The organism is Paenibacillus sp. E222 (assembly GCF_013401555.1).
Taxonomy (GTDB): Bacteria; Bacillota; Bacilli; order Paenibacillales; family Paenibacillaceae; genus Paenibacillus.
Genome location: NZ_CP058552.1, coordinates 5,224,198 through 5,251,155, shown reverse-complemented (window position 1 = coordinate 5,251,155; position 26,958 = coordinate 5,224,198). Strand labels below are relative to the sequence as shown.

The window sequence follows — 26,958 nt, the reverse complement described above, 5'->3', positions numbered from 1 at the left end:
GATCGGGATTGTCGTTCTTTTTTTATGGGGTGTGTATCCGATTTGTAATTTACAAGTTAGCTAGAACGGATTCACACGACTAATCGAGAGATTCATCTATTTTATATAAATGATATTCTTATAATGTTTTAATTTCCTTGTTATACGAATTGAATTGTGTTCTATTCCGTAAATCAGATAAATCACCATCTAAATTCTTCAGGTTTGGAAGGAAAGCTGCGGCGGCTGAGCAAAGCAATGGGAGCAGGCCCAAAGACAAGAATAAGAAAGGCAGACCATAGAGTTCTGCAACCGCTGCACCTGCAAAAGCACCTACAGGCTGTAGTCCACCACCAATGAGAAACCGTATTGAGTTGACTCGGCCTTGCAGAGGTCCAGGGACAAGCGTGCCATGCAATGAGGAACTGAGAGAACTAAAGAAAGGTCCTGCTGCACCAGCAGCACATAAAGCAACGAGCGCAAACGGGTAACTTGGGAATACGCCCAGTAAGGCGTTAAAAAGCCCAATGGCGGCTAGGCTGCACAGCATGACTGTCCGTCGTCTTTTGATTTCGCCCAACCACGAGATGACCAAAAGTCCTATTAATGTGCCACATGCTGAAGCCGTGGTGAGTGTACCCATAGCAGCGGCATCCCGATCTAACACTTCGCGAACAAAAGGAATCATCATCGTCCAGATCGCTACAGAAGACATGTTGCTGATCGAAACCATTCCCATAATCGAAAGCATGGCCGGGAAGCTACGATAAAAGGAGAAGCCTTCATGGATATCTCTGAGATAAGCCTTAATTGAAAAGGAGGACTTGGCTGCTACTGGCTTCTGCATTGTGGGCAGATAGAGCAACGTGACAATGGCGGCGGTGTAACAAACGGCGTTAATGCCCAGCGTTGGCAATGCCCCAGCTATGGCAGTAAGTGCTCCGGCTAAGGCTGGGCCCAACAATGCAGCTGCATTACGGCAACCGTCGATCACCGCGAATGCACGCACCAGTTTGCGTTCATCTGATACTCCGGGAACAATGGCCATTGCGGTGGGCATGAATAGGGCAGAACATGCTCCGCTTAGTCCTGCGGCCAGAAAAAGATGCCATAATTGCAAGTGGCCTACGAGTCCCAAAGTCAGAGGTAATAAGAGAGCAAGCAACCTAACAGAAGCAAGCACTGCCATGAACCGCCCTCGGTGTAACCGATCGGATAACGGCGAGCCAAGCAATCGAATGACCACTTCTGGAATGCTAAAACTTAGTGCCATCGCACCCATGGCCATCTTAGATGCGGTTATTTCATAAACAAGCCATTCCATAGCCAGAAGACCAAAAACGTCACCAAATGAACTCAGAGTGACAGTAGCTAGTAAACCATAATAACTGCGCTTATGCATGAGTGTTCCTCCGTGTGTGTAGGTTAAAGGGCATTATCATCATTCTTCAATATAAGCTGAGATCTGTTCCGAAAGCTTGTTGAGTGCTTCAAGACGCAAGCTGTAAGAGGTCGTTTTCTGGTTATAATGCACGATGACAAGCCCCGCTGCCCTCAATGAAATCAGGTGGTAGTGTACTGTGCTCTTAGAAAGTTTAACCTCACTTACGATCTCAGTGAATGTTAACTGCTTTCCAGCCAACAGGCGGAGGATATATAATCTGGTCTCATCGGACAATGCTCGTGTTAGACGTAACAACCGATGTTCAGGCCGGCCCGTTGCTGGTGGGAGAATATCGGCAGAGTAACTGGTGAAAATCACTTCATCAAAGATGGCTGAGGTGACAAAGGGACGAGCATGATATTGAGGGATTAGAATCACTTGTTTGAGCAGAGGGGTAGGGTATAGACGCATACCTTCCGTTGCCTCCTCATAGACCTCAAGATCATTGGTTCCGTTTAGACTGGACCGTCTGGTTTCAGCTTCTAAGGCAAGGCCTTCGATAATCGCCGAATCGATTTGACTGAAATAGTGGGCATCCCATTCACGTAGCGCTTCGGATGTCCGACTGCGCAGTTCCGGGAGATTGGAGGGAACGGACAACTTCACGTTAGCAGCGATGTCATATAGCTGGCCTGTGGTTAGGTCTTCAAGCCAATCCAAAAAACCACTAACTGACCGTTCTCCAGGACAACTCCAAATATAAGGTGCAAGGCTAAAATCGCCTACAAGTTTCATCGTCTCCCGCATTTGTTGCAGTTTGGTAGGTGCGAACCGATCTTGTACTTCTCTGACCCATAGTTTTCCAGCATCCAGAGCATTGTGATTCTGTTTGCTCATGAAAACCGTCAGGCTGCTTACACATTCATAAATGGGCGCGAAATCAACTTCCACTTTGTAGTTCATAGCTCGAATTTTCCCCTCGTCTTTCTTGTTCTATATTTATAGAACTACTAATTTGTTTCATTGTATACGAACATTTAAAAGTTTGCAACAAAAATGCCCAAAGAGTTACCTATTCTCTTCAACGAAAAAAGACGTTCCACGGGTGGGCGAGCACCTGAAGAATCGTCTTTAGATTTATACTGACAGCAAAATGAGCAGTCCGATATTAAAATAACTGATTTATACTCTCACTCTCCAAAAGTGTATATTGAAATTTTAATCTTGGATGAGTGCTGCGATCTGATCTTTCACATTTACATTACTTAATCCCCCGTGGTAACAAATGACAGATGTAATGTCGAAATCTGCATACTTTTTCAACGAGAGCTTTGCTGCATTCATATCCGGTGTAGTCGGAGCGTGAATTCCCCCAAGCATACCGTCTGCACTGTATATGGAGTCCCCAGCAATGAGCGTTTTACTTTCCTTCAAATAAAGACTGATATGACCGGGTGTGTGCCCAGGCGTGTGAATAACGCGAATCCCGCCGCAAAACGGCAGTTCCTGACCATCTATTAAAGTAATGTTCACTGTGCCCTTGGGGGGATTGTTCAGGTGACTATCTTTGATCAGAGGCAGTTCCCCTTGGATGTACGGCTTATCCAGTTCGTGTGCATATACTTTAATAGCGTTGCCACGTGTCTGCAAAATCTCCGGAAGATTCCCTATATGATCCACATCCTGATGGGTCAAAATCACCGCATTTAATTTGTCTAGAGAGACACCAGCCTTCTCCATTGCCACACGTAAATCCTCAAATTGACCTGGAAAACCAGTGTCTATTAGAATAGTCATTTCATGATCCTTTAAAAGAATAGGGTGGATCACATTCCCGTGATAGTCCAGATGGAGCATTTCGACTCCCTTTGAAATTTCCATAATATTCGTCCTCCGTAGAAAGAAATTGATAAGTAAAGTATCTCTTTGTAAACGAATCAAGTTCCTAAAAAGATATGGGATAGAAAAAAGGGAAGGGGAGGATATAACTTCTTAAAAAAAAGTGTTAAGATGACATTTTGAGATATAGACAGTTCCTTCAAAAATAAAATTAATGGTAAAATAAAAAAAAGGAGGGGAGATCATTTAGCTTACACAGCTACAATAATTTGAGCAAAAAACTGAATTCAAAATGGTAAACTTTTATTATTGAGTAAATACACAGATGGTATAGAAATGTTGGAGGTGCAAGGTCATATTGAAGAAATTAATCTTGGCAACACTATTATTCTTAACGAGTTACGTATTATTCTCATCAAATTCAACGGAAGCTTCAACAACAGTTAAAACCGCTGTACATACCTATAAAGGTCAACCGTATGTTCAAATTAGTGGTGGAAATGCAATAGTTATAAAAAAAATAAATGATACTTTAAAGGAACATACAGTAGAAGTAGCTAATGGCAATAAGGCACTCCAACAGAATAATAGTGTAGCTTGGTACAAAACGAGCGTGAAAACAACGTACAATAATAATAAAATATTATCTGTAGCTTACACAGATGGACTTAATTACAGCGATGATAATATAGGAACATATGTATCCATTATTTATAATTTTGATCTTGCAACAGGTGACCAAATTACATTATACGATGTAGTAGATTCTGATCAAAAAAAGGCCAATCTTATGTCTATTTTATCTCATAACCTTCAGCTCAAGTATAATAAGGGAATTACAATTTATGAAAAGAGTATATATGATATTCCAATAAACTCTTCCACACCATTTTATTACTACGACAATGGTATAATTGTTCGATTTTATCCCTCTCAAGTTGCAGAATTGTCAGAGGGATTCATAGATATAAAGGTTCCATTCTCACAGCTAAATGAAGAAATAAATAGATTGGAGCCTCTTAGCACTTATTTAGATTATCTCCAAAACAATGTGACTGATTATGTTGATACTGAGATCGAATATTTTAATGGATACAGTATAAGGAATAGTTATCAACTCTTAAATGGTGAAGTATGGAAGCAAGTTGAGCCGAATTTTTTTAGCCTGCAATCCTATTCGTTGTATCCGAAAGTACGCATATATAAAGATAAAACACGCTATTATATGTGGGTTGAGGGTACAGATGACGCAGTAGAAGTTGAGAGGATTATATAATTTCCAAGCATAGCATTTATTTTCTCAGCCGCCCTTCTGGGCGGCTTTTTACATATTTGTTTTCTTGTAGGTACAAGTCGATTTTTAGAAGGAAAGCAGACATAAATCTAAACTTATTAGAGATTAATCTATAGTTTATCAGGTTTTTATGTAACCGCTATCATTCTATAATTTAGTCAGAAAGGAGGTTAAAGGAAAAAAGTGTCAATTGTTAAGAGAACTTCAACCGAGAATGAGACGAAAGTAGTAGATAGGACAAATACAATCATATTGGGAGGTATAATATGTTTAAATTTGGCAAAAAAATGTTGACGGTCGTGTTGGCAGCTTCCATGAGTTTTGGGGTCTTTGCGGCAACCTCAAGTGCGACAGATTATTGGCAAAATTGGACCGATGGCGGCGGAACAGTTAATGCTGTTAATGGATCAGGCGGTAATTACAGTGTAACATGGCAAAATACAGGGAACTTTGTAGTTGGTAAAGGCTGGAATGTGGGATCTCCAAACCGGACAGTTAACTATAATGCAGGTGTCTTTGCACCATCCGGCAATGGGTATTTGACACTCTACGGGTGGACAAGAAATGCACTCATTGAATATTACGTTGTAGATAGTTGGGGAACGTATCGACCAACCGGAACTTACAAAGGTACAGTAAACAGTGATGGTGGCACGTATGATATTTATACAACGATGCGATACAACGCACCTTCTATTGATGGCACACAAACCTTTGCCCAGTACTGGAGTGTAAGGCAGTCGAAGAGAGCGACTGGGGTCAACTCTGCGATTACATTCAGCAACCATGTGAACGCCTGGAAAAGCAAAGGAATGAATCTGGGTAGCAGCTGGTCCTATCAAGTATTGGCGACAGAAGGATATCAAAGTAGCGGAAGTGCCAATGTAACGGTGTGGTGAGTTATCCAAATTAGGCCATTTTATGAAAGTGAAACAGTTTCTTATACATTAGGGATAGGCTCAACACCTTTTCCTCAGTTCTACCATTAGTCCGGATATGTTGAAGGCCGTTTCAGTCAAATAAACGGTCTTCGACGTTGCCGGATGCGAATGACAGGCATCATAGCCTATTATTTTCCCATTAGCTTAAAGGAGATTTTTCAATGAGAAAGCTATTAATGTTTTTTTTAATAGCAATAACGGTAGTAATCAGTGCTTGTTCGCAGCAGGATAAACCTAAAAAAGAAGATAATCTTGTATTCGTGGAAGGCGGGACGTTTAAGAGCAGCAAGTCATTTTACGCTGGAAAAGGTGTGACCTTTCAGAACTTTTATATCGGGAAATATGAGGTAACTCAAAAAGAGTGGGAAGATGTCATGGGGAATAACCCCTCTGGATTCAAAGGAGATCAATTACCAGTAGAAATGGTGAGTTGGTATGACGCAATAGAGTATTGCAATCAAAGAAGTATAAAAGAGGGCTTAAAGCCGTATTACAACATCGATAAGGATACGCAAGACCTGAATAATAAGAATGAGAACGATAATATAAAATGGACAGTGACCATTAATGAGGGAACTAACGGTTACCGACTGCCTACAGAAGCGGAATGGGAATATGCCGCAAGCGGAGGTCAGGAGAGCAAGAATTACACATACAGCGGCAGCAACAACGCCGATGAAGTCGCATGGTATTGGAAGAACGCCGGGGACAAAATCTTAACTGGAGACTGGAACTGGCCTGCCATAGAGAGCAACAAAAACAAAACCAAATCGATTGGTACCCAAAAGCCCAACGAGCTTGGAATCTACGATATGTCTGGCAATGTAAGAGAATGGTGCTGGGACTGGTACAGCGATGCTGAGAGTCAAATCGCTTCATTTCGGGTTGTGAAGGGCGGGGGCTGGATCGGCGGTCTCAACAATAACGAGATCGCTTTTCGAGGCAAATTCGATGCAAATGGTTTTGGTCCGGATCAGGGTTTTCGTGTGGTTCGCGGAGAATAGTCTAAACGTTGTAAAGCAACCAAATATTTTAGGACGGCCTCATATGCTGCAAAGTAGGTCGTTGAACTTAAAGAGATGCCCAGGCTAATGTAGATTAGCTAGGGCATCTCTTTTTGAAATGCTTGTATTTCATTCTAATGCACAGGATCGGAAATGTGATGCATTGTTTGTCGTACAAATCCACCCTTTATTTTGCAGGATCAAAAAGTATCCTACGATACAAAAATTATCGGATCATACAAAAAAGTGCGTACTGTTCAACGATCAGGACACCTGATAATCTAACATTCGAAGGGCAAGTTGAATCGTCGTTCGATATAAAATCGTACTGAAGGGGTGGGGAACATGCCAGCATATCAGCTTCACTTGAAAGATAAACGGATCGTATGGGGAAATGAAATAGATGTTGAGTCCCACATTGGAGCATATTCACAGGACTCGATTAGATCACGCGAGAATGGGGCTTTGGATTGGAAATTGCCTGACGGCATATATAGAGCAAAAGAGGTCGTCATAGAGCTGGATAAACTGCTTGAGGCAATACTGGTTCAGCTGGGTGAACCGATAAGCGGTGATCCTTCGGTGTTATTGGATAGCCTTCAAGCCAATTTGGCGATCTCCGGTGATCTTTCATCACTACCGCTTGGACCTTTAGCTTTGAAGGATAAAGCGGGTGTTGAAATTACGGCACAGGCGGCACGCATTGGTGAACAATTGGTCCTCTGGGCAAGAGAGATTAATACTGAAAAGAGGGCACTGGCGCAATATGGACCGGAAACCCTTGGAGAACTGGAATTTAGAAGTCATTGCTACGGTCATACCCTAATACCGGAAGCAATTGCTCAGGTTTGGGGACCTGCTGGGGGACCAAGAGTTATGCAGTTATATAATGAATACTTGCACCAATTTGTATTGCTGCGGGATGCATTACTTCCCTTTGCCAATTGGGAACAAGTCCCGTTTGAAGTCAAGGAACACACACAATTCAAAGGATTACGTTTTCTGGAGCCTGCCCGTAAAGTCTTTTTAACTCAATTGCTCGGGAAGGAATTAACTCACAAGGGGATTGTCCAGTATGCACAGAGTGTGCTTAGCTCAGGTTTGACCTCTGCTGGTTACGGCTTTCAATATCCTTTGGGGACCATATTGCCAGCTGGCTTGGGAGAGTCGGCTGGCGAGGCTACACGTTATCTTCTCAAGTGGCATCCGGTACAAACCATTAAGACTGAAGAGACACAAGATATAGTTGCCATCTCATTCGAATATGAATATGACGATTATTATGCAGCACCACGTAACGAAGCAAGAACGGGTATACCTGGCAGCAAGGATCACCTTGACATTTCAGAAGATCAAAGTGATCTTCCATCCATCGCCCGGTTGCTTCCGAATACAGAGTCAGATCGAACAACCGTGCGTTTCAGTGTGGAGAGAGAAGGTCATGCATCATCTAGTGTGGATCTCGGTCAGCTTTTCAGGGGACACCGATTTTCATATCGGCCTGAAAAGGACAACCATTCCAAGGATGCTGCTGTGAAGCGAACATCGACCAGTATTCATCAGGTAGCAGACATTCTGTCGTATTCCGGATTGGTGACAAATACGGATAATGGAGTCCATGTCATACCAACAGGCGGAAATGAACTTGTACAGTGGGCTTTGTTAGGTAAGCTGTATCCCGAAAATGTGGTGTTATTGGACAAAGGAGATCAAGAGGAGCTGGAAGCAGCTTTGGTTTCTGGGAAGGGGTATGGAACGCAATTTCTGGTGTTGTAATGCCTTAAACCATTCATGACAGATGAGATGACGGCGGCAGCGTATACGTACAGAGCTGCTGCCGTCAAATTTATGAATACATTAATTTACGTTAACGATGTCGCGGCGAGAGTCATCATTGTCGCAGGATACTTCGTCGGGGAATTTCTCGATATAAGTCGTGCCAAATTTGCACAACATCTGCAGCATGGGGGCCAGTTCCTCACCCAGATCGGACAAATAATATTCTACTTTTGCTGGTGCAACCGGATAGACCTTGCGAATAATCAGACCGTCGCTTTCAAGCATTCTGAGCTGCATCGTAATCATGCGTTGGGTTGCGTCCGGAAGAAGTCGCTGTAGTTCATTAAACCGAATGGGACCTTTAGTTAAGTGATTGAGTATAGAAATTTTCCACTTGCCGCTAAGTAAGCTCATGACAATTTCCGAGGTACAGCGATAGGTTTTATTTCTAAAGTTAATCATCCTCCAACACATCTCTTTCACTTTGGTTTTGTACTCCCCACTCACATAAACCTTCCAGAACGGGTAATAACGTTTCCGCTTTATCAGTCAGTCTGTACTCGACTTTAGGCGGGACTTGAGGATACTCTTTCCGTTCGACCATACCATCCGCTTCCAATTCTTTTAGTTGAGAACTCAGTGTTTTAAAGGTAATTGCTCCAATTTGTCTTTTCAGTTCATTAAAGCGTACCGGTTGGTTTTCTGCCAAAAGATAAATAATGACCATCTTCCATTTGCCGCCAATGACAGACAATGTATAGCCAAAAGGCGTATCTTGAATATGTTTAACCTTGCCGTGATATTCAGCCATGCTCATATTTATGCTATCCTTTCGGGTAGTACCTGTCATAATAGTGCGTACTACTTTTTGATTTGCGTTCAGTTTATACTAACCTTACTTTGAAGTAAAGGAGAGAAAAACATGAATCAAAAAACAATACGTCTGTTAATGCCCCAATGGCAAGGGGGGAATAATCCTAACTACTCTTTTGGGGCGGAACTGCTTGCCTGGCTGGCTCCTGATAATGATCAACCCCTGATTCAAGTTCCTGTACAAGCATATGATGGAACTCCACTGGAAAATGAGAACGGTATAAATGGGAGAAAACAGCTCATTGAACAATTGGAAGCAGCCGAGCATATTATTTATGCTCACAAGCCTGACCGCATCGTTATGTTTGGCGGAGACTGCTTGGTCGAACAAGCTCCGTTTGCCTATTTAAACGAACGGTATCATGGAGAATTAGGCTTGATCTGGATCGATGCGCACAGTGATTTGGTTGGTTATAAGGGATATGATAACGGACATACGCTACCTCTGGGGAATCTTTTGGGAGAAGGGGATGAGGAGTTTGCAAAACATGTAAAAATCCCTTTGAAACCTGAAAATGTCTTTATCGCAGGGTTGGCGACACCTACAGAACAGGAGGGAGAAGTGATCTCAGAAGCGTTTGAACGATTAGGTATAACGACTGCAGAATCAGATACTGAAATGATTCAAAGACTTGGCATAAAAACTGCCGGAGCCGAAGAATTAACGAAAAGTACAGCATCCATCAAAAAGTGGATCAAAGAGAGTGGCATTAAACATCTGGCTATTCACCTGGATCTAGATGTGCTTGATCCAAAGGCTTTTCGCTCCTTGTTATTCGCGAATCCTGAAGGACCGTATACGTTCTCTCCTGCGGGAAGCTTGCAAATCCCTCAGCTCCTTCACTTGCTCAAAGAACTATCGGAAGAAGCTGATGTCGTGGGATTGGGTATAACCGAGCATATGCCATGGGATTCAATTAACTTGAAAAACTTGCTGGGTGAAATACCTATTTTAAATAAATAATATGATTTCATATACTCATCAACCCAATTATTATATTAGAGTAATAGGCTGACCCCAAAATACACTAAACACTTTATCATTGTGTGAAGTGTATTTTTTGGTGACTGTACGTGAGATAAAACCTTAAATAACATTGGGGTGCTGAGGATTTAAAGCTATGGCTGGTGATCTGGGGTGCTTTGTAAGACACCATTGGTCATTCACCTACATACATTATCTCAGGACAAATGACTATTGAAGTCAGTCATGGAGGTATTTAATCTTATGTCAATTAATCATCATTCGAATACAGCACATCCTTATTGGATCGAGAACGCGGGCGGGAGAGAAAGGGAAGCCATGATTCCTCATCCTGTAGTTGTGGAGGTTAGGCAAGTCGCATCCAATCAGATTGTAGTGACGTACGATCAGCCAGCGGATTTAGCATCAGCAACCAACATATCGAACTATTGGATAAGAAGTAACATGTCTAGTCCATCGGATATAGCCAGTGTAGGAATGGGAGAAGCCATCACGAAAGATAATTCGATTCGCGCTGATCGGGGGATGATCACTCCTATTAATAATTCCAAAACGAGATTTGTTATAACCTTCAACGTTAACGCGACTATGGGAGTACTTTATATTTTGCTTCCATGCTTTGTCAATTTGGAGGGGAGATCCGGATTTACTGGTGGAAATTGGGGACCGTTCAGCAGAAATATGTTTATTGGGTTGTAGTAGACCGTTGTGTATGGCATGAACACAAAAAGTCGCCAGAAATGGCGACTTTTTTATCAATATACAGGGTCAGATATCAAGTTTACGTGTACCAAGCCATTTTACCATCTCTGGGTTGTTATGAGAAAAAAACAGACTTTGCTTCGTATCTAATGCAGTAATCGATTCCATATCATTTTGGCTTAATTCAAAGTCAAAGATATTGAAGTTCTCAACAATTCTCTCTTTACGAACAGACTTCGGAATGACCACGATTTCTCTTTGTGTCAACCAGCGTAATACGACCTGAGCAACGGATTTATTTACTTTTTTCGCGATGGATACTAACACTTCATTCTGGAACAGATCATTTCTGCCTTCAGCAAAAGGCGCCCAGGATTGAATCTGAACATGATTCTCTTTCATAAATGCAGCACTCTCGATTTGTTGATTGAAAGGGTGCGTTTCAACCTGGTTTACCGCAGGAATTACCTCATTATGAATGATTAGATCGATCAGACGATCCATCTGGAAGTTGCTAACTCCAATGGCATGGACCTTTCCTTCACGATATAATTCCTCCATAGCGCGCCAAGAGCCATGCACATCCCCAAATGGCTGATGAATTAAATACAGGTCCAGCACATCCAATTGCAATCGTTCCAGAGATTTCTCGAATGCTTTTTTAGTATTTTCATATCCGGTATCCTGAACCCAAAGTTTCGTAGTGATAAATAACTCTTCTCTTGGTACGCCACTTCGTTTAATAGCTCGACCAACGGCTTCTTCATTTAGATACGAGGCAGCTGTATCAATCAGGCGATATCCTGCCATAATGGCATCATAAACGCTTTGTTCGCATTCATTTTGATCTGCAATTTGATAAACACCAAAACCCATAATGGGCATCTCTACACCATTGTTAAGTATTACTTTTTCCATGTTAAAGCCCTCCTTCTTATAGGTTTATTATGTACCCAATCATACTTCTAGCGTTATATCATTCATACCAAATGTTTGCCTAATTATCTCACAGGACGTATAAAATTGATTTTTGACCTTCAAGTAAAAGACTTCTATTCTGCTCGAATAGAAGTCTTTGCATCTCCCTCTGAAATTCCCATTTTTCAACCGACCAAGCCAATCGAAAGAGCTAACTTTTCTGTTTACAGCTTGACCCAGGCCACCAGCCCATCGGGTTGATCTGGGTTAATACCATGGCGTTCGGCATTTGCCAAAGCAGCGATTTGCGAGATGAAAATGAATGGGATCCCCCTTACCGCTGTATTAAGCGGATGACTAGTTGTGATCTCAAGGTCGATGAACTCCTGCGGGATGCCCATAGCCCGATCGGCAAACGTAATAATGGTGGCTCCACGCTCCTTAATATCTCTCAACAGATTGCGTTGATGCTCCATACCACTGTCCGACAAGGCGGCGATCACTAAAGTATCCGAACCCACAGTGACCATCGGCCCGTGCCGAACGTCAAGAAGATGGTATGCGTGGGCATGTGTCTTGGCAATCTCGGTCAGAGCGATGGCACCCTCGGCTGCCAGCCCTTGAAGTTCACCGTCTGCGAGCAGGACTGCGTTCGTCCAATTGAAGTCGGAGACGCGGCGGATACCGTCCTCTACACGTGCCATGTAGGCTTCACCTTGATGAATCGCTTCCTGCATATCGATAATCAGCTCCTCATCACCAGCAAGAAAAGCGGCAAGCAGCAGATTGGCTGCATACAGATTGGTTACGGTGCGGGTCTGGCAAACGCTATGGTCAAAAGCCCAGGGCAGTTCCAGAGGGAAGTCGGCGCTTTTGGATAACGGCGAGTCCGTTACACAAGAAATCGTTAATAAAGGAATACGTTGATCGGACTGGAGTAAACGCAGCGCTTCAACGACCTCACTCGTACTGCCAGATCGTGACGGCGCTATGATCAGGCTGCCCTCCAGCATGGGACGATAGCGGTCTGCATGGAGCATGAGATCACCGGCGGCAAGTGACATTGCAGGCAGGCCGGCACGCAAACGGAAGGAAAAAGCAGCCGCTTCGCTCAAGCAATAGCTGGACCCGGCGCCAACAAGGGTTACAGAGGTAATCCCTTGCGCTTGGACAAAGGCAGTAAATTCCGTGCGCTTGGCCAGTACATAGTTGTAGGTCTGCTGCAGGGCCTTATATTGTTCTTTTACTTCACGATACGTCAAACTCATAAAAATACCTCCCGGGAATGGTTTAGATTGATAACTTCAGTTTGTGATCTTTTCGATCAAATATATATTTAAATGATTGTGTTAATCATAATTATGCCTGTATATCCCACTAAATTGCAATAGTTTTCCAAAATAATGATTGATTTAATCAAATAAAAAGATTATTATGATCACAAGCTAGAAATTATCAAATGTTTGCCAGTCTCATCTGACCCGTGAAGGGAGGTGCAGGATCGTTCAAATCGTCGCGAGCGACGAAACCTTAAAAGGGGGAATGGATATGCCACTGATCTCGTCCACTGAAATGCTGCAAACCGCTCGCAGGGACCAATACGCCATCGCTGCATTTAACGTTCATACCCTGGAGATGCTTCAGGCTGTCGTTGAAGCGGCTGTAGAAACCGAGTCACCACTCATTATTCAAACCACGGTGGGCACAGTCAATCACTTGGGTCCGGATTACATTGCCCATGCGGCTAAAACCGCAGCGGACTTAACGGATATCCCCATTGCACTACATTTGGATCACTGCACTGATTTTTCGACGATTATCCGATGCATTCGAGCAGGATATACCTCGGTTATGATCGATGCATCCATGTACCCTTTTGAAGACAACGTGAACCTAACTCGTAAAGTAATGGAGGTTGCCCAGGCATCTGGCGTAAACGTGGAGGCGGAGCTTGGCAAGGTCGGCGGCGTTGAGGATGATATTGTCGTTGAGGAACAGCATGCTTCCCTGGCCGATCCGGAAGATTGCATGCAGTTTGTTGAACGCACCGGCGTAACGACCCTCGCTCCTGCGATCGGAACCGCACACGGTATTTATAAAGGAAAGCCGAACATAGATTTTGAACGAATTGAAAGCATTGCGAATCGAGTATCGGTTCCTTTGGTACTGCACGGTGGTTCGGGTATACCAGCTGAACAGATTCATCGAGCGGTTGCACTGGGGATGTCCAAGGTAAACATAGCGACAGAGCTGCGTATTGCATTTTCCGAAGCCATTAAGGATGTATTTGTAATTCATCCGGAAGAGAATGATCCACGTAAATACATGGCTCCAGCGAAGGAAGCAGTCAAACGGCTTGCCATGGAGAAAATACGGTTGTGTGGAAGCACTGGCAAAGCCGGCGTAGTCCGATGATTACCACAGTCACACTCCATGCGGCCATCGACCGGACGTTGTACGTTGACAAGTTTGGCGTAGGCCAAGTGCATCGGGTGACAAGACAGGTTAACGAGCCGGGTGGCAAAGGCAATAACGTAGCCAAGGTGATTCGGCAGCTCGGTGGTCAAGTTACAGCCACAGGCATTATTGCCGGCAATAACGGTGTATTTATTGAGAGCAGTCTGACTGAACGGGGGATAGGGACTGCTTTTATCCAATCAGCGGGAGACTCACGAGTCTGCCTTAACATTGTGGATGATTCCAGTGGTACCTCTACCGAGCTGCTTGGGCAGGGTCCAAATATGTCAGAAGCTGAAGTTGAAGCGATCAAGGAAAAAGTACAGGAGCTCGCCATCCAGTCTAGTGCAGTTATTATGTCTGGAAGCTTACCCCCAGGTGCACCGGACACATTGTACGCAGAACTGATTTGTATTGTCCGTTCAGCAGGCGCGAGAGCCTTTCTGGATACAGGTGGAACAAGTTTCAGCATTGGGCTGAGTGCAACGCCCCATTTCGTGAAGCCAAATGAGCTGGAACTGGCCGAGTGGCTGGGGCAGAAGCCGAGAGACGTACACGAATGGGTCCGTGCAGCGCACATGTTGGCGGATCAAGGCATTGACGAGGTGTGCATAACACTCGGCAGTGACGGTGCTTTGGCTATTTTAAACGGAAAAGCATATATGGTGAAGCCGCCATCCATTCAGCCTGTGAATACGGTAGGTTGCGGAGACTCTTTTGTTGCCGGCATGGCATATGCAGGAGAGCGCGGCGATTCGGCCGAATCCAGACTGCGTACGGCTGTCGCTGCTGCTGCTGCGAATGCAATGTCTTCCAAAGCAGGTGACATCGACTATGTTCTCTTTGAGGAGTACGAACATCAGGTGCAAATTATACCTTTATGATGATTGAAGGTTTGGAAAATTGGCTTCATATCCCTCATGAATAACCGTTAGAGAGATGCTTTTCTTATGGGATGCAGTTCACGTCGACATATTGCAATCCATCCTTTCATCCTACACAATAGAGCTAGCACGGGCTGAAGTTAACGGATATCATGCAGGCCCAGACATATTAAAGGAGAGACTTATGCAATATTCAAAGGGTGAACTGCGCAGAGCACAAACATTGGAACTGATTAAATCGCATGGAAAAATATCGCTGCAAGAGATTGTCCAGACGGTTGGCTGCTCGGAAGCAACTGCAAGAAGAGATTTGGACGCACTTGAAAAAGCGGGCGAGATTATTCGAACAAATGGGGGAGCCATATATGAAGGAGGCCTGACGTCGGGAGTATCGGAGCTGCCTTTTGCAGCAAAACGCGATTTCCGACGGATGGATAAGGAACGGATTGCGGCCACGGCGGCAGCCCTTGTTAAAGAGGGAGACATTATCTGCCTGACGGGAGGAACAACGACGTTCTTTATTGCGAAAGCACTCAAAAAGCACCGTAATATTACGATTGTCACCAACGCGGTGAATATTGCTTATGAATTGGCTGATGCCGAAGATATTCAGGTCGTCGTGATTGGCGGCGTTATGCGGTCGAAAAGCTACGAGTTATGCGGTCCGCTGGCAGAAAGTGTGATCGACAAAATTAACATTACGAAAATGTTTCTCGGGGTGGACGGAGTAACGCAAAATTTCGGCTTTACGATGCATTCCGAGCTTGAAGCTCGTATTGCCCAATTAACAATGGAACGTTCCAGCGAAGTTTATGCTGTATTCGATCAAAGCAAGATTGAGAAAAGTGCTTTGTTTACGATTGCTCCCTTAACACAGGTGACAGGGGTAATTACGAATAAACAGCCGGAGGGATGGTTTGAGCAGGCGTGCCGGGAGCATCAGATTGCAATACATACAACGACAGACCCCATTGCTTCTATATAAATACGCGTAAAACTCAAACGCCCTTCCCTTCATATGCTGGCTAATTTGCAGGACAAGGGAGGATATGCGAATGCATTTTTCCAAGTTTATGCTAATCATTGCGATGGTTTGTGTTGTATTCGCTGAAGCGGGCTGTTCCAGCTCCTCCTCATCCGGCGGCGATACATCCGCAGACCCGCAAGGCAAGGTGAAGCTGGTCTTTTGGAGTCATCAGGAAGACGCCATTGTGGGCGCATACAAGAAATTAATATCCAAATACCAGACCTTGCACCCCGATATAACGATCGAGTATCAGACCTTTCCATATGATGTATACAGCCAGAAGCTGAAAGCCTCATTCTCCGCGAAAAAACCACCCGATATTGCCGAATTTTTCGGCACGTGGGTACCCGAATATTCCAAGAACGATCTGCTTGTCGAAATCCCTGATAGTGAAAATGTGAAAAAAGAGTACTATGATGCCCCCTTGGGGGGATATTTGCGGGATAACAAGCTATACGGGCTGCCACTTGAATACAACATTGAGAACGGTGGAATGCTGATTCACCCGCAGATGCTCAAAGACCAAGGCTTCGATCACGCACCGTCCAACTGGACAGAGCTTGTGGATTACGCCAAAAAATTGACTGTCCGCGAGAACAATGTCATCAAAGTCAAAGGCTTCGATTTTGTATCAGCAGACAATATTACATTTACTTTCTTATCCCTTATTTTGCAGCAAGGCGCAACTTTTATGGGTGAAGACGGACATGTTAATTTCCACTCACCGGAGGCGGAGAAAGCGATGTCCACCCTGGTCTCGCTCGTCGCCGATGATCAAGTTGCGGATTTAACCACTTTTGGCGGTGAGCTGGATACCTCTGACTATTTTTTTCAGGGGAAATCAGCCATGACCTATCGCGGTCCCTGGACGATTGCTGCGGGACAGAACAACTATAAGGTTGATGATTTTGAATACGTTTCGGTACCTTCCTTTACGGAAAATCCGCCCGTTTTTGCTGCCGAATCCGGTTGGGGGCTTGCGGTGTCCAAGAAAAGCAAACAGCAGGAGGCTGCACTTGATTTCATCCAATTCATCTCGGAGAAGGACAACCTCTCGACATGGAATACGGACACTTTTACCGTTCCAGCCAAAAAAGAAATTGCCGAAAACCCGGAGTTTCTGAAGAACAATCCTCATCTAAAGCCTTCGCTGGACATATTGGCGTTGGGTCAATGGATCGGGCCTATAGCAGACCGAGATTTCTTCTTCAAGCAGGTTAACGACAATTTCCAGCTGATGGCCAGTGGACAGCAGAGTGTCGAGGACGGATTGGCGAATATCGAACAGACGATCAACAATAATCAGGATCAACATAAGTGATAGGGGTGCTGGGGCATGAGTACTGCTATATCTACCAACAAGGCGGACAAGGTTAACCCAGCGGTAAAGTCAACAGCTTACAGGGCAAAACGAAGGTTCATCATCATCTCACTCGTACCGATCTTGCTTCTGTTCGGGGTGTTTGCTTTCCTTCCCATCGCATGGAGCCTGGGCTTGTCCGCATTCAAGTATGACCCGCTCAGCTCAAACGCGATATTCGTGGGGGCGGAGAACTATATCCGCATGTTCCAGGATTCCATCTTTTTGAAGTCACTGTGGGTAACCTTCAAATTTGTATTTATCGCTGTATTGATCAACATTGTCATTACGCTTTTAATTGCTTCAGCGATTCAGCGAGTCCGCATCCCGTGGCTTAAAAATGCCTTTCGGACCGTATTCTTTCTTCCCACGATCGCTCCGCTGGCGGGAACGGCCATCGTATGGAATACCATGTTCAATTACAATGACGGCTTGTTCAACATGATTCTCGCTAAGCTGAATATGGCGCCGATCCAGTGGCTCAGTGATCCGCATTATGCGCTTTACTCCGTCATTATGATGACCTTGTGGGCTGATATTGGCTATAATATCGTTCTTTTCATTGCGGGACTGGATTCTATCCCCGATATGTATTATGAAGCAGCAACGCTGGAGGGGGCGGGCCGATGGCATGTCTTTCTTCACATCACACTGCCACTGCTGCGCAGAACGTTGCTGTTTGTATCCATCACGACAGTTGTTTCCTATTTTCAGGCCTTCCCACAATTTCAGATTATGACCAAGGGCGGACCCTTCAACGAAACACGAGTGCTGTCACTGCAAATCTATGAACAGGCATTCTCCAGCTCCAATATGGGGTACGCATCTGCTATGGCAACCGTATTTCTAATGATCATTCTGCTTGTGACGCTGCTGCAACTTCGATGGGGACGAACGCAATGGGAACATTGAGAGGAGAGGGGAGAAGAAGCCGATGCCGCGTAAATTCAGCCTGTGGGAAGGGTTTACTATCGCAGTTCTGGCAGTTATAGCTTCTGTTATGCTTTTGCCTTATGTCTGGATGGTGCTGTCATCGCTGAAAAGTAACATGGACATCGTCTCGGGTTCCGGCGGTTTTTTTCCAACTAAGCCCAGTCTGGACGGATACCGAACGGTTTTTAGCGAGGCGCCGTTTGTTACGTGGCTGCTGAACAGTCTGGTGACTTCCGTCATCATAACGGTGGTCACCCTGTTTACCAGCGCTCTAGCCGGATATGTATTTGCCAAGCATCAGTTTAAAGGCAAGAAACTGCTGTTCATTCTGATCCTGGCAACCATGATGATTCCCTTTCAGGTTATTATGATTCCCACGTATCTGATCACTGCTGAGCTTGGACTGGTTAACCATTTGCTGGCGATTATTTTGCCCAATCTGGTCAGTTCTTACGGTGTATTTCTGGCTAAACAATTCATAGAAGAGATTCCACAGGAGCTGCTGGAGGCAGCGAGGATGGACGGTTCTGGTGAATTCAGGCTGATGCTTCGCATCGTTATGCCGCTTATTCTGCCGATGCTGTCAGCGTTGGGGATATTCACGTTTATGAACTCCTGGAATAACTACCTGTGGCCACTGATTGTATTAAATGATGAGAGCAAGATGACCGTTCCGCTGGCATTGGTCTATTTTAACGGAACGCACCAGGTAAATTACAACGTCGTCATGTCAGCTGCGGTACTGATTACAATACCGGTTATTATAATGTTCCTGATCTTCCAGAAGCAATTTATCAAAGGCCTAGCTATGACGGGCATGAAATAACGGGTGAGGAGAAGAGTTATGACTAAAATCTCAATTATCGGAGCAGGCAGTGCATTTACGCGAGAGATCGCTATGGATATCCTGCTGATTGAAGGCTTGGAGGGTGGCACCATTGCCCTGGTTGATATTGACGAGCGGCGGCTTGAGTTGGCACGCAGGCTGGTGCTTCAGATCGTGGAACGGACAGGGAAGACGTGGGAGGTGATTGCCTCTACGGATCGCAGAGAGGTCATCGGCGGTTCACAGTTCGTGATTAACCAAATTGAAGTAGGCGGGCTGAAGACGGTTCGTTATGAATATGAAATTCCGCTGAAATACGGGGTAAAGCAGTGCATTGGTGATACGCTGGGACCTGGAGGACTGTTCAAGACACTCCGTACCCTTCCCAGCTGGATGGAGATCGTACGGGATATCGAAGCGCTCTGCCCAGACTGCATCATTCTGAACTATACCAACCCGATGTCCGCGGTTACACTCCTGACTTCCCGCATTACGGATATCCCGGTAGTGGGACTATGCCACTCCATTCAGAATACGTCGGCTCAACTGGCCGAATATGCCGGAGTTCCTTATGAAGAGATGTCATGGAAAGCCGGAGGCATTAACCACATGTCCTGGTTTGTGGAACTGTCGCACGCCGGGAGGGATCTGTATCCTGTACTGCTGGAGAACATTCAAACTCCTGAGCTGCTGCGGCAGGACCCGGTCCGCTTCGATGCGATGAAATACCTGGGTGCTTTCGTCTCGGAATCCAGCGGCCATTTCTCGGAATATATCCCGTATTACCGCAAACGCCAATCGCTTATCGACAAGCACTGCAATACAGGTTATAACGGAGCTACGGGGTTCTACGCTGACAACTGGCCGATCTGGCGGAGAGAGAATGATGAGCAGATCGTTTCACAGCTTGAAGGAACGGCACCGCTTGAGCTGAAATCCAGCAATGAATATGCAGCCACGATCATCGAAGCAGTATTGAAGAATGAGCCGAAGGTCATTTATGGTAATGTTCCCAACCGGGGGTTGATTGAAAATCTACAGGCTGATGGTGTGGTGGAAGTGGCCTGTCTCGTTGATGGGAAAGGCATTCAACCTTGTCGCTTTGGAAGATTGCCCGAGCATTTGGCCGCATTGTGCCGCTCGAACATGGCTTTTTTTGATCTGGCTGTGGAATCTGTGCGGAGGGGCGACAGGGAAATGGCTCGTCATGCACTGATGCTCGACCCGCTAACTGCTGCCGTATGCTCCCTGGAGGAGATCGGAAGTATGTTCGATGAACTGTATGAGGCGGAACAGGGATTTGTTCCGGTATTGAAATGATGCAGAGACAGCAAACAAGTCCCGTTGTTGTCATCGCTGGCGAGCTAAATGTAGACGTTATTGTATCGGGAACGGATGTCATGCCGGAATGGAATCGGGAGAAAATGGTTGATGGCTTCGAGATAGTACTTGGTTCCTCTTCAGCAATAACGGCCTGTGCGCTGGCAAGCCTGGGAGCGGATGTGAGATTCGTTAGCGTAGTGGGAGATGACGATTTCGGCAAATTCTGTATAGCTGAGCTGCAGCGTATGGGCGTGAATACAGAGCATGTAACGCGATTGTCTGGCATCAAGACAGGGGTAACCCTCTCGCTCTCCACACCTGACGACCGCGGGTTGCTAACATACGCTGGAAGCATCCCGTTGTTGAAACCGGATTATATTCCAGACTCGCTGTTGCAGCAGGCCACGCATCTTCATTTTGGTTCCTATTATTTGCAGGATGGAATGAGACCTCATTGGAGAGAGCTCTTTACAAGATTGCGGGCAGATGGAATCAGCACGTCTTTTGATACCGGCTGGGATGTATCCAATCAATGGGACCGAGAAGGGATAAGTTCACTGCTGACCGTGACGGATTTGTTTATTCCCAGTGAGGATGAACTGCTGCACATTTTCCCTGCCGACGGGGTAAGCCATGTGCTTGATTCCATGCTTCCTGCTGTGGCAGGAATTGTAGCGGTCAAACAAGGGTCAAAAGGTGCTACACTACGCGAACTGGACGAAAGTACAATATCGGCCAGATCTTACACGTTGACCCCAGTCGATACGACTGGAGCAGGCGACTGTTTCAACGCAGGCATCATATATGGATACTTGCTTGGGATGCGAAGCGGTGAACTGCTGCAATTTGCCAATGCATGTGGAGCATTGTCCACACTTGGCATTGGTGGCACAGGAAGCCTGCCGACGATGGAATCTGTGCTTCTTTTGCAGGCTGAACATGAACAATAAATCCTGATTTTAATCTAACACAACCAAATGGATCAAAGGGAGCTGAGGATATGTTGAAATTCGGTAAAACATTGCTGGTGGGATTAAGTATGGCAGTAGGGATAGGTTTGGTTTCAGGAATTGAATGGTCCTCATCTGCTGGTGCAGCAGGTACGGATTACTACGTGGCGACAAACGGAAATGACTCCAATGCGGGAACAAGCAGCGCGCCATGGAAGACCCTTCAGCACGCAGCGGATGCTGTTCCAGCAGGCAGTACAGTGCATGTTCGTGGCGGCGTGTACAACCAGAAGCTGAAGATCACCCGCTCAGGCTCCGCTTCACAGGGACCGATTGTATTCACTAACGATGGCACGGAGACTCCGATTATTGATGGCACAGGACTTTCGGTTAGTGGGATTGAAGGGTTGATTGACCTGACCGATGTAAATTACGTTACCCTTCAGGGATTTGAAATTCGCAATTATACTACAGCTACCAAGGACGTCATGCCCGTAGGCATTTATGTTCACGGATCAGGCAGCTTCATCAATTTGTCGGGCAACAAAGTCCATGATATCAAGAACACAGCCACTCCAACTGGCAGTGATCTGCTGGGTCGTGACGCACATGGGATCGCCGTATATGGTACAAAGGCACCGGACTCCATTCACGATATTACGATTAATGGTAATGAACTGTACAATCTCGTGCTCGGCTCCAGCGAATCGCTGGTTCTCAACGGGAACGTGGACACCTTCTCGGTGACGAATAATGTCATTCACGATAATGACAACATCGGTATTGATCTCATCGGTTTTGAGGGGAAAGCACCGAATACGGCTTACGATCAGGTACGGAACGGACTCGTGAAGGGGAACAAGGTCTACAATATCTCTTCCAATAATAATCCTTCCTATGGAAAGTCACTTCCGAATAACAGTAATGCGGCCGATGGCATTTATGTCGATGGTGGTAAGGACAGTATTATTGAACAGAACTACAGCTACAACAATGATATCGGTATCGAGATTGCGTCCGAGCATGCCGGTAAATCTACCAGCAATATTACTGTTCGCAGCAACGCAGTCTACAACAACCGACTCACCGGCATTGCGATGGGCGGCTATGATACCAAACGCGGCTCCACAGTAAACTGTAAGATCGTTAACAATACCGTATACAAAAATGACACGCTTGGCGATGGCAGCGGCCAGCTTTTCGTTCAGTATGACACGCAAAACAACGTAATTAAGAACAACATTTTCGTAGCCAGCTCCACAGATGTATTGATTTACAATGAATACACCAAGAATTCCGGAAACGTTGTGGATTATAATCTTTATTTCGCCCCTGGCGGCAGTAATGGAGCGAGCTGGACATGGAAAAATAAAGATTATACAGGATTCTCCGCTTATAAAACGGGAACTGGCAATGACGCGCATTCCTTGTTCATTGATCCCAAATTTGTGAATGCTTCAGCATACGATTTCCATCTTCAATCTTCATCTCCAGCGATTGATGCCGGGAACACGGACAATGCCATTATCGGAACACTGGATATTGAGGGGAAACCGAGAGTACAGGGAGCTGCCGTGAATATCGGTGCTTACGAGTGAGACTTATAATCGAACGAATGGAAAGATACAAGTATCCATGGTGGACAAACCCTGTTCGATTACGACTGTCTCATTTAACGAACGGATCCATTTTTGTCCGCTGATTCAATAAGTTAACGGGCAGGTCACCTATGTGGCCTGCTCGTTTTTTTGTGCAACGGAGAAACAAATGGGTTGGAACCTAACCAAATCCAACTCATTTTTAATGGTGCAACGATCATATTTGTCCCTGTGATTGATGCTAATACATGGGCCACCTAAATTTATACAATTGCGGAGTTTATTCTGATATACTAGATGCTTATTTAATATGGATGTTGGAGGGAGGTGAAGATAGAAATGGATAGGCGGGAAGTTGTGTATTATGCTGCTTTATTTGTCTTTGGCCTTGTGATGCTGTGGAATGGACAATCGATTTTTCTGGTCGCAGGCATGATGCTTGCTACCACTCTTATTGCTTTTACCATTTACGTTTGGTATCCCATGGCTTGGGAAAAAAGGATGGATCGTGTAGAGAATTTTTTACGAAGAAATCATTATAAGCCCTATATCTATTTTTATTATGTGACTGCCAACAGACTTGATGAAGAAGTCGAAATCACGATGGAGAAACTCAGAAACAACTCAACGAATAAATCAATGCAAGCGATATATCAGGCAGCTTACGGTGTTTATCGCAAGGATATGTTCATTGTTCGGCAAGCCGTACCCAATATGCGCAGATCCGATTATCGTACATATTACGAAACATGTCTACTTATAGAAGAAGGGATGGGTGAGCAAGCCAGGGAGCACCTGAAATCCATTAGAAGACGATGGATGCAATCTGCACTGCTGGCCGAAATTGAACGTAAATTAGGTCATCGTGAGATGGCCATTCAGCACGCTGAGGAAGCAGTGAGTGCCACCAACGGTGCCCAGCGTTATATGCTGGTTAAAGAGTATGAAAGATGTTATGCAGAAGAATAACACGTACCATCAATGAACTGCATTATGAAGAGTCTAGTACAGTTGCGCTCTCAACAATTGAAAGAAGCCCTTCCTTTGTAGCATGGACGTGTCATGCAACCATTTCGTGAAGGGCTTCTTTTGTACAATCTAATTTAGTGCAGTTTACCTGACTATTCTTTCTGTGAATCATTTTGATTCGGTATCTTCCTGTCATTCTTATCTCTGGTCCTCGTTACACGCATAATGCAGCAGCATATTCACCAATTGCTCAGTCATCTGATCATCCGGAGGGTAAAGGTCATTGGAGCGGCTTGTAACCATTTTCTGAAGCATGCCCATCATCACCGTGAAAATAAACTGTGCAAGCTTGAGCGGAGGGGAGGGATTTTGGATGCTGCTATCAGCAATCCCTGTAGTTAGTGCCCCCAGCAGGAAGTGATTTTCCTTACCGTTCTGGGTGAAACGGTCATACACTTCTCTTAACTCCGGATGAAAATCATAAACCTCATAATTAATATCAAATAATTGAATAAAGCGTATATGGTCGGGATGATTCTGTGCAAAATGGACCCACGCGTTCAACATAGCTGCAAGCTGCTCACGACCACTCTCATTCGGGATAGCGGCATGCCTGACATGATCCGTTAATTTCTCAACCAGCTGCATCTGTACCGTAAGCAGCAGCTCATCCATCGATTGAAAATGTTTGTAGAACGTCACTCGGCTAAGCTCCGCCTTGGTACATACGTCCTTGATTTTCACCTGAAGCAATCCGTACTTCAAAAAGAGCTCCTTGCCTGCTTCAATCAGATCATCACGATGTTGGTTCTTTATCTGCTGATGCCAGTTTTCATTCACTTGTATAGGGCAGTCCTTTCCTGGAACGATGTGCTTTTAACGTAAGGGAACATGCGGCCAAAAGCATAATGGCACCAAAAATATACGGGAAGTTCACGTTTTTGTCAAACAGCAGACCGGCTACCAGAGGGCCGAACACCGTACCAAGACTGGAATAGGTTGTATTTAATCCGGACGCATATCCTTGTCGATCGCCTGCGTTTTTGGAAATAAGCGAGCTGACTGTCGGCCGCAAAAAAGCATTAAAAGCAAAATACAGTGCTGATGCGAATAACAGGAACAGCAGGTTGACCTTAATTAACATCAGCAAGAGCGCAATGGGTGTAATGATTAAGGACAGGCGAATGAGCTTGATCTCTCCCATTCTTTTCACAAAGAAGTCCAGCAGCCAAATTTGCACTACAATACCAATGATCGCTCCCATCGTAATGATGATGGAGATGGTTGAAGCATTAAAGCCGTATTTATGCTCGGCAAAAAGAGAGAAGACCGTCTCGTAGCTCATCAGACCAAAGGTCATCACCAGAATAATCAACAAGTAGCCAAAATAGGGAACCTGGAATGAACTCCAGAATTGTTTTCCGATAGCGAACCCTTTCCCTTTCGAATGAGCGCTCGTCCTTTTCTCAGGCGGAAGTGTCTCAGGAAGCAGCAGCGTGAGCAAGGCTGCAACAAGTCCCAATCCGGCAGCAAAGAAATAGGGCATGCGCACACCCATCTCCGCAATCAAGCCGCCAAGACCGGGTCCAAGCACCATACCGAGGTTCATGGCGGCACCGAAATAACCCATGCCCTTTGCCCGGGTCTCCGGTGTTGTAATGTCGGCAACATAGGCCAGATTGGCCGGAACCATCAAACCCAGACTGATTCCGCCGATGAAACGTGCGATATAGAGGAGAGGCAGGGAGGTGGACAATGCAAATATGATATCCGACACAACAACAAGAAACATGCCGGCCATAATCAATTTTTTTCGTCCAAAGCGATCAGCCCATTGTCCTCCGAGTGGAGAGAAGAGGAATTGAGCAGCTCCGAATGCAGCTACCAAAAATCCGGCAACCGTACCTCCTGCATGAAAAAGCTTAAGGTACTCAGGCAATATGGGGATCAACATGCCTTGCCCCAATAAGGCAATGAACAGATTTAACATGAGAATAAAAAGCGGGAATCGGACGGACTTGGGTAGTGAACTCATGATGAAGCATTCTCCTTTGTTTACACAGTGTTAACCTTTACAATCTGTAAACCATCATAATATGCTATAATCCCAGTTGTAAATACATTTTTTTGGAAGAAGGGTGAAACTTATTGATTGACCACAACAATCTGGAAGAATACCAGGAGCCCATGAACTATGATCTGGAATTTGGCGGTGAGACCGGCAAGTATGACTTTTTCCTTGAGTTGGCAAAGAGCCATCCGGGGAACGTGCTTGAGCTTGCTTGCGGAACCGGATTAACCACCATTTATTTAGCCGAAGCGGGCATTCAGATAACCGGTGTGGATATCGTAGAGCCCATGCTGGCTTATGCGCGGCACAAAGCGAAGGATCTGCCGGTTGAATTTATCGAAGCAGATGCTCGTACCTTTGAATCTGATCAGCGCTTTTCCATGATTTATTTGACAGGAAACGCATTTCAGGCATTTCTGAGCGATGAGGATCAGATTGCTTTGCTGCAAACCGTTTATGCCCATCGGAGCCTGGCGGCATATTTGTTTTTGAGACGAGAAACCCGGACGGCAATGATTTATCTGACGAAGAAGAAGAGAGTTGGGGCACGTTTGTGGATACGGATGGCGTCACTGTCAAGGTATCCGGAACCCAAACCTATGATGCGGGGAAGCAGATCATGCACTGGGTTACGATTCGGGATTGGGGACACCGCAAAACCATATCTCGAATTGCCTGCCGCTTTACAGATAACAAGGCCCTTCAGCATCTGCTGACAAGCCATGGATTTATCGTAGAACATCAATATGCGAACTGGGATAAAGCACCTTTTGAACCATCAAGTCCGCTAGTGATCAGCGTATGCAGGAAAGTATAAAGTTGAATTGAGATTACATAAGAAGAAAGGGAAAGGTTTGACATG

General features: G+C 45.2%; 26 protein-coding genes. 17 read left to right on the top strand and 9 right to left on the bottom strand.

All coding sequences use genetic code 11. From position 1 onward, the window contains the following. Positions 1-118: 118 nt before the first annotated feature. From HW560_RS23375 to HW560_RS23365, 3 genes are all read right to left on the bottom strand, one after another. Positions 119-1,381: an MFS transporter gene (locus tag HW560_RS23375; RefSeq protein WP_179264883.1), complete on the bottom strand. Its 1,263-nt coding sequence runs from the start codon at positions 1,379-1,381 to the stop codon at positions 119-121. A 39-nt stretch (positions 1,382-1,420) separates the two neighbouring features. Then, a complete protein-coding gene (locus HW560_RS23370) occupies positions 1,421-2,326 on the bottom strand; it encodes an ArsR/SmtB family transcription factor (protein ID WP_090897820.1) in 906 nt (301 codons plus the stop codon). 255 nt (positions 2,327-2,581) lie between these two features. Continuing rightward, the gene (locus HW560_RS23365; protein ID WP_179264882.1) at positions 2,582-3,244 is read right to left on the bottom strand and encodes an MBL fold metallo-hydrolase; all 663 of its coding nucleotides are present in this window, start codon (positions 3,242-3,244) and stop codon (positions 2,582-2,584) included. Between the two features lie 316 nt (positions 3,245-3,560). Here HW560_RS23365 and HW560_RS23360 point away from each other — a divergent pair, with 316 nt between their 5' ends. The 4 genes from HW560_RS23360 to HW560_RS23345 all read left to right on the top strand — a co-directional run bounded on the left by HW560_RS23360 (position 3,561) and on the right by HW560_RS23345 (position 8,217). Continuing rightward, positions 3,561-4,478, top strand: coding sequence for a hypothetical protein (locus HW560_RS23360; RefSeq protein ID WP_090897825.1), 918 nt, complete (start codon positions 3,561-3,563; stop codon positions 4,476-4,478). Between the two features lie 284 nt (positions 4,479-4,762). Next, on the top strand, positions 4,763-5,395 hold the full coding sequence (locus HW560_RS23355; protein ID WP_090897828.1) for a glycoside hydrolase family 11 protein: 633 nt from the start codon (positions 4,763-4,765) through the stop codon (positions 5,393-5,395). 203 nt (positions 5,396-5,598) lie between these two features. Next, positions 5,599-6,441: a formylglycine-generating enzyme family protein gene (locus HW560_RS23350; protein ID WP_090897831.1), complete on the top strand. Its 843-nt coding sequence runs from the start codon at positions 5,599-5,601 to the stop codon at positions 6,439-6,441. A 345-nt stretch (positions 6,442-6,786) separates the two neighbouring features. Next, positions 6,787-8,217, top strand: coding sequence for a hypothetical protein (locus HW560_RS23345; protein WP_090897833.1), 1,431 nt, complete (start codon positions 6,787-6,789; stop codon positions 8,215-8,217). An 81-nt stretch (positions 8,218-8,298) separates the two neighbouring features. Here the strand turns inward: HW560_RS23345 and HW560_RS23340 are convergent, their stop codons facing one another. Both HW560_RS23340 and HW560_RS23335 read right to left on the bottom strand, forming a co-directional pair. Then, positions 8,299-8,682, bottom strand: coding sequence for a winged helix-turn-helix transcriptional regulator (locus HW560_RS23340; protein WP_090897836.1), 384 nt, complete (start codon positions 8,680-8,682; stop codon positions 8,299-8,301). Next, a complete protein-coding gene (locus HW560_RS23335; RefSeq protein WP_090897839.1) occupies positions 8,675-9,037 on the bottom strand; it encodes a winged helix-turn-helix transcriptional regulator in 363 nt (120 codons plus the stop codon). The genes HW560_RS23340 and HW560_RS23335 overlap by 8 nt, the downstream gene beginning before the upstream one ends. A gap of 105 nt (positions 9,038-9,142) precedes the next feature. Here HW560_RS23335 and HW560_RS23330 point away from each other — a divergent pair, with 105 nt between their 5' ends. Further along, complete coding sequence (locus HW560_RS23330) at positions 9,143-10,057, top strand: arginase family protein (protein WP_179264881.1); 915 nt, start codon at positions 9,143-9,145, stop codon at positions 10,055-10,057. A 264-nt stretch (positions 10,058-10,321) separates the two neighbouring features. Then, a complete protein-coding gene (locus tag HW560_RS23325; protein WP_306459212.1) occupies positions 10,322-10,777 on the top strand; it encodes a hypothetical protein in 456 nt (151 codons plus the stop codon). A gap of 69 nt (positions 10,778-10,846) precedes the next feature. On the opposite strand, the gene HW560_RS23320 is transcribed toward HW560_RS23325, so the two are convergent. Beyond that, on the bottom strand, positions 10,847-11,698 hold the full coding sequence (locus tag HW560_RS23320; protein ID WP_179264880.1) for an aldo/keto reductase: 852 nt from the start codon (positions 11,696-11,698) through the stop codon (positions 10,847-10,849). A 224-nt stretch (positions 11,699-11,922) separates the two neighbouring features. Then, positions 11,923-12,966: an SIS domain-containing protein gene (locus tag HW560_RS23315; RefSeq protein WP_179264879.1), complete on the bottom strand. Its 1,044-nt coding sequence runs from the start codon at positions 12,964-12,966 to the stop codon at positions 11,923-11,925. 280 nt (positions 12,967-13,246) lie between these two features. On the opposite strand from HW560_RS23315, the gene fba reads away from it, so the two are divergent. The 10 genes from fba to HW560_RS23265 all read left to right on the top strand — a co-directional run bounded on the left by fba (position 13,247) and on the right by HW560_RS23265 (position 24,025). Next, a complete protein-coding gene (gene fba / locus HW560_RS23310) occupies positions 13,247-14,113 on the top strand; it encodes a class II fructose-1,6-bisphosphate aldolase (protein WP_179264878.1) in 867 nt (288 codons plus the stop codon). Further along, complete coding sequence (locus tag HW560_RS23305) at positions 14,077-15,039, top strand: 1-phosphofructokinase family hexose kinase (RefSeq protein WP_179264877.1); 963 nt, start codon at positions 14,077-14,079, stop codon at positions 15,037-15,039. Before fba ends, HW560_RS23305 begins: the two co-directional genes overlap by 37 nt. Positions 15,040-15,223: 184 nt before the next feature. Beyond that, positions 15,224-16,024, top strand: coding sequence for a DeoR/GlpR family DNA-binding transcription regulator (locus HW560_RS23300; protein ID WP_110000093.1), 801 nt, complete (start codon positions 15,224-15,226; stop codon positions 16,022-16,024). Between the two features lie 70 nt (positions 16,025-16,094). Further along, entirely contained in the window at positions 16,095-17,387 is a 1,293-nt protein-coding gene (locus tag HW560_RS23295; RefSeq protein ID WP_179264876.1) for an ABC transporter substrate-binding protein, read from the top strand. Positions 17,388-17,402: 15 nt separating this feature from the next. Beyond that, positions 17,403-18,338, top strand: coding sequence for a carbohydrate ABC transporter permease (locus HW560_RS23290; RefSeq protein WP_179264875.1), 936 nt, complete (start codon positions 17,403-17,405; stop codon positions 18,336-18,338). Between the two features lie 22 nt (positions 18,339-18,360). Then, the gene (locus tag HW560_RS23285; RefSeq protein ID WP_179264874.1) at positions 18,361-19,185 is read left to right on the top strand and encodes a carbohydrate ABC transporter permease; all 825 of its coding nucleotides are present in this window, start codon (positions 18,361-18,363) and stop codon (positions 19,183-19,185) included. Positions 19,186-19,203: 18 nt separating this feature from the next. Beyond that, positions 19,204-20,505, top strand: coding sequence for an alpha-galactosidase (gene melA, locus HW560_RS23280; protein ID WP_090897864.1), 1,302 nt, complete (start codon positions 19,204-19,206; stop codon positions 20,503-20,505). After that, positions 20,502-21,458 (top strand): carbohydrate kinase family protein, encoded by a 957-nt coding sequence (locus tag HW560_RS23275; protein ID WP_090897867.1) that lies wholly within the window; start codon positions 20,502-20,504, stop codon positions 21,456-21,458. Before melA ends, HW560_RS23275 begins: the two co-directional genes overlap by 4 nt. A 50-nt stretch (positions 21,459-21,508) precedes the next feature. Then, positions 21,509-23,056: a right-handed parallel beta-helix repeat-containing protein gene (locus HW560_RS23270; protein WP_179264873.1), complete on the top strand. Its 1,548-nt coding sequence runs from the start codon at positions 21,509-21,511 to the stop codon at positions 23,054-23,056. 339 nt (positions 23,057-23,395) lie between these two features. Then, complete coding sequence (locus HW560_RS23265) at positions 23,396-24,025, top strand: hypothetical protein (protein WP_090897873.1); 630 nt, start codon at positions 23,396-23,398, stop codon at positions 24,023-24,025. 198 nt (positions 24,026-24,223) lie between these two features. Here HW560_RS23265 and HW560_RS23260 read toward each other — a convergent pair whose 3' ends face one another. Further along, a complete protein-coding gene (locus tag HW560_RS23260; protein ID WP_179264872.1) occupies positions 24,224-24,865 on the bottom strand; it encodes a TetR/AcrR family transcriptional regulator in 642 nt (213 codons plus the stop codon). After that, complete coding sequence (locus HW560_RS23255; RefSeq protein ID WP_110000101.1) at positions 24,858-26,060, bottom strand: MFS transporter; 1,203 nt, start codon at positions 26,058-26,060, stop codon at positions 24,858-24,860. The genes HW560_RS23260 and HW560_RS23255 overlap by 8 nt, the downstream gene beginning before the upstream one ends. Positions 26,061-26,173: 113 nt before the next feature. On the opposite strand from HW560_RS23255, the gene HW560_RS23250 reads away from it, so the two are divergent. Then, entirely contained in the window at positions 26,174-26,812 is a 639-nt protein-coding gene (locus tag HW560_RS23250) for a class I SAM-dependent methyltransferase (protein ID WP_179264871.1), read from the top strand. Positions 26,813-26,958 lie beyond the last annotated feature (146 nt).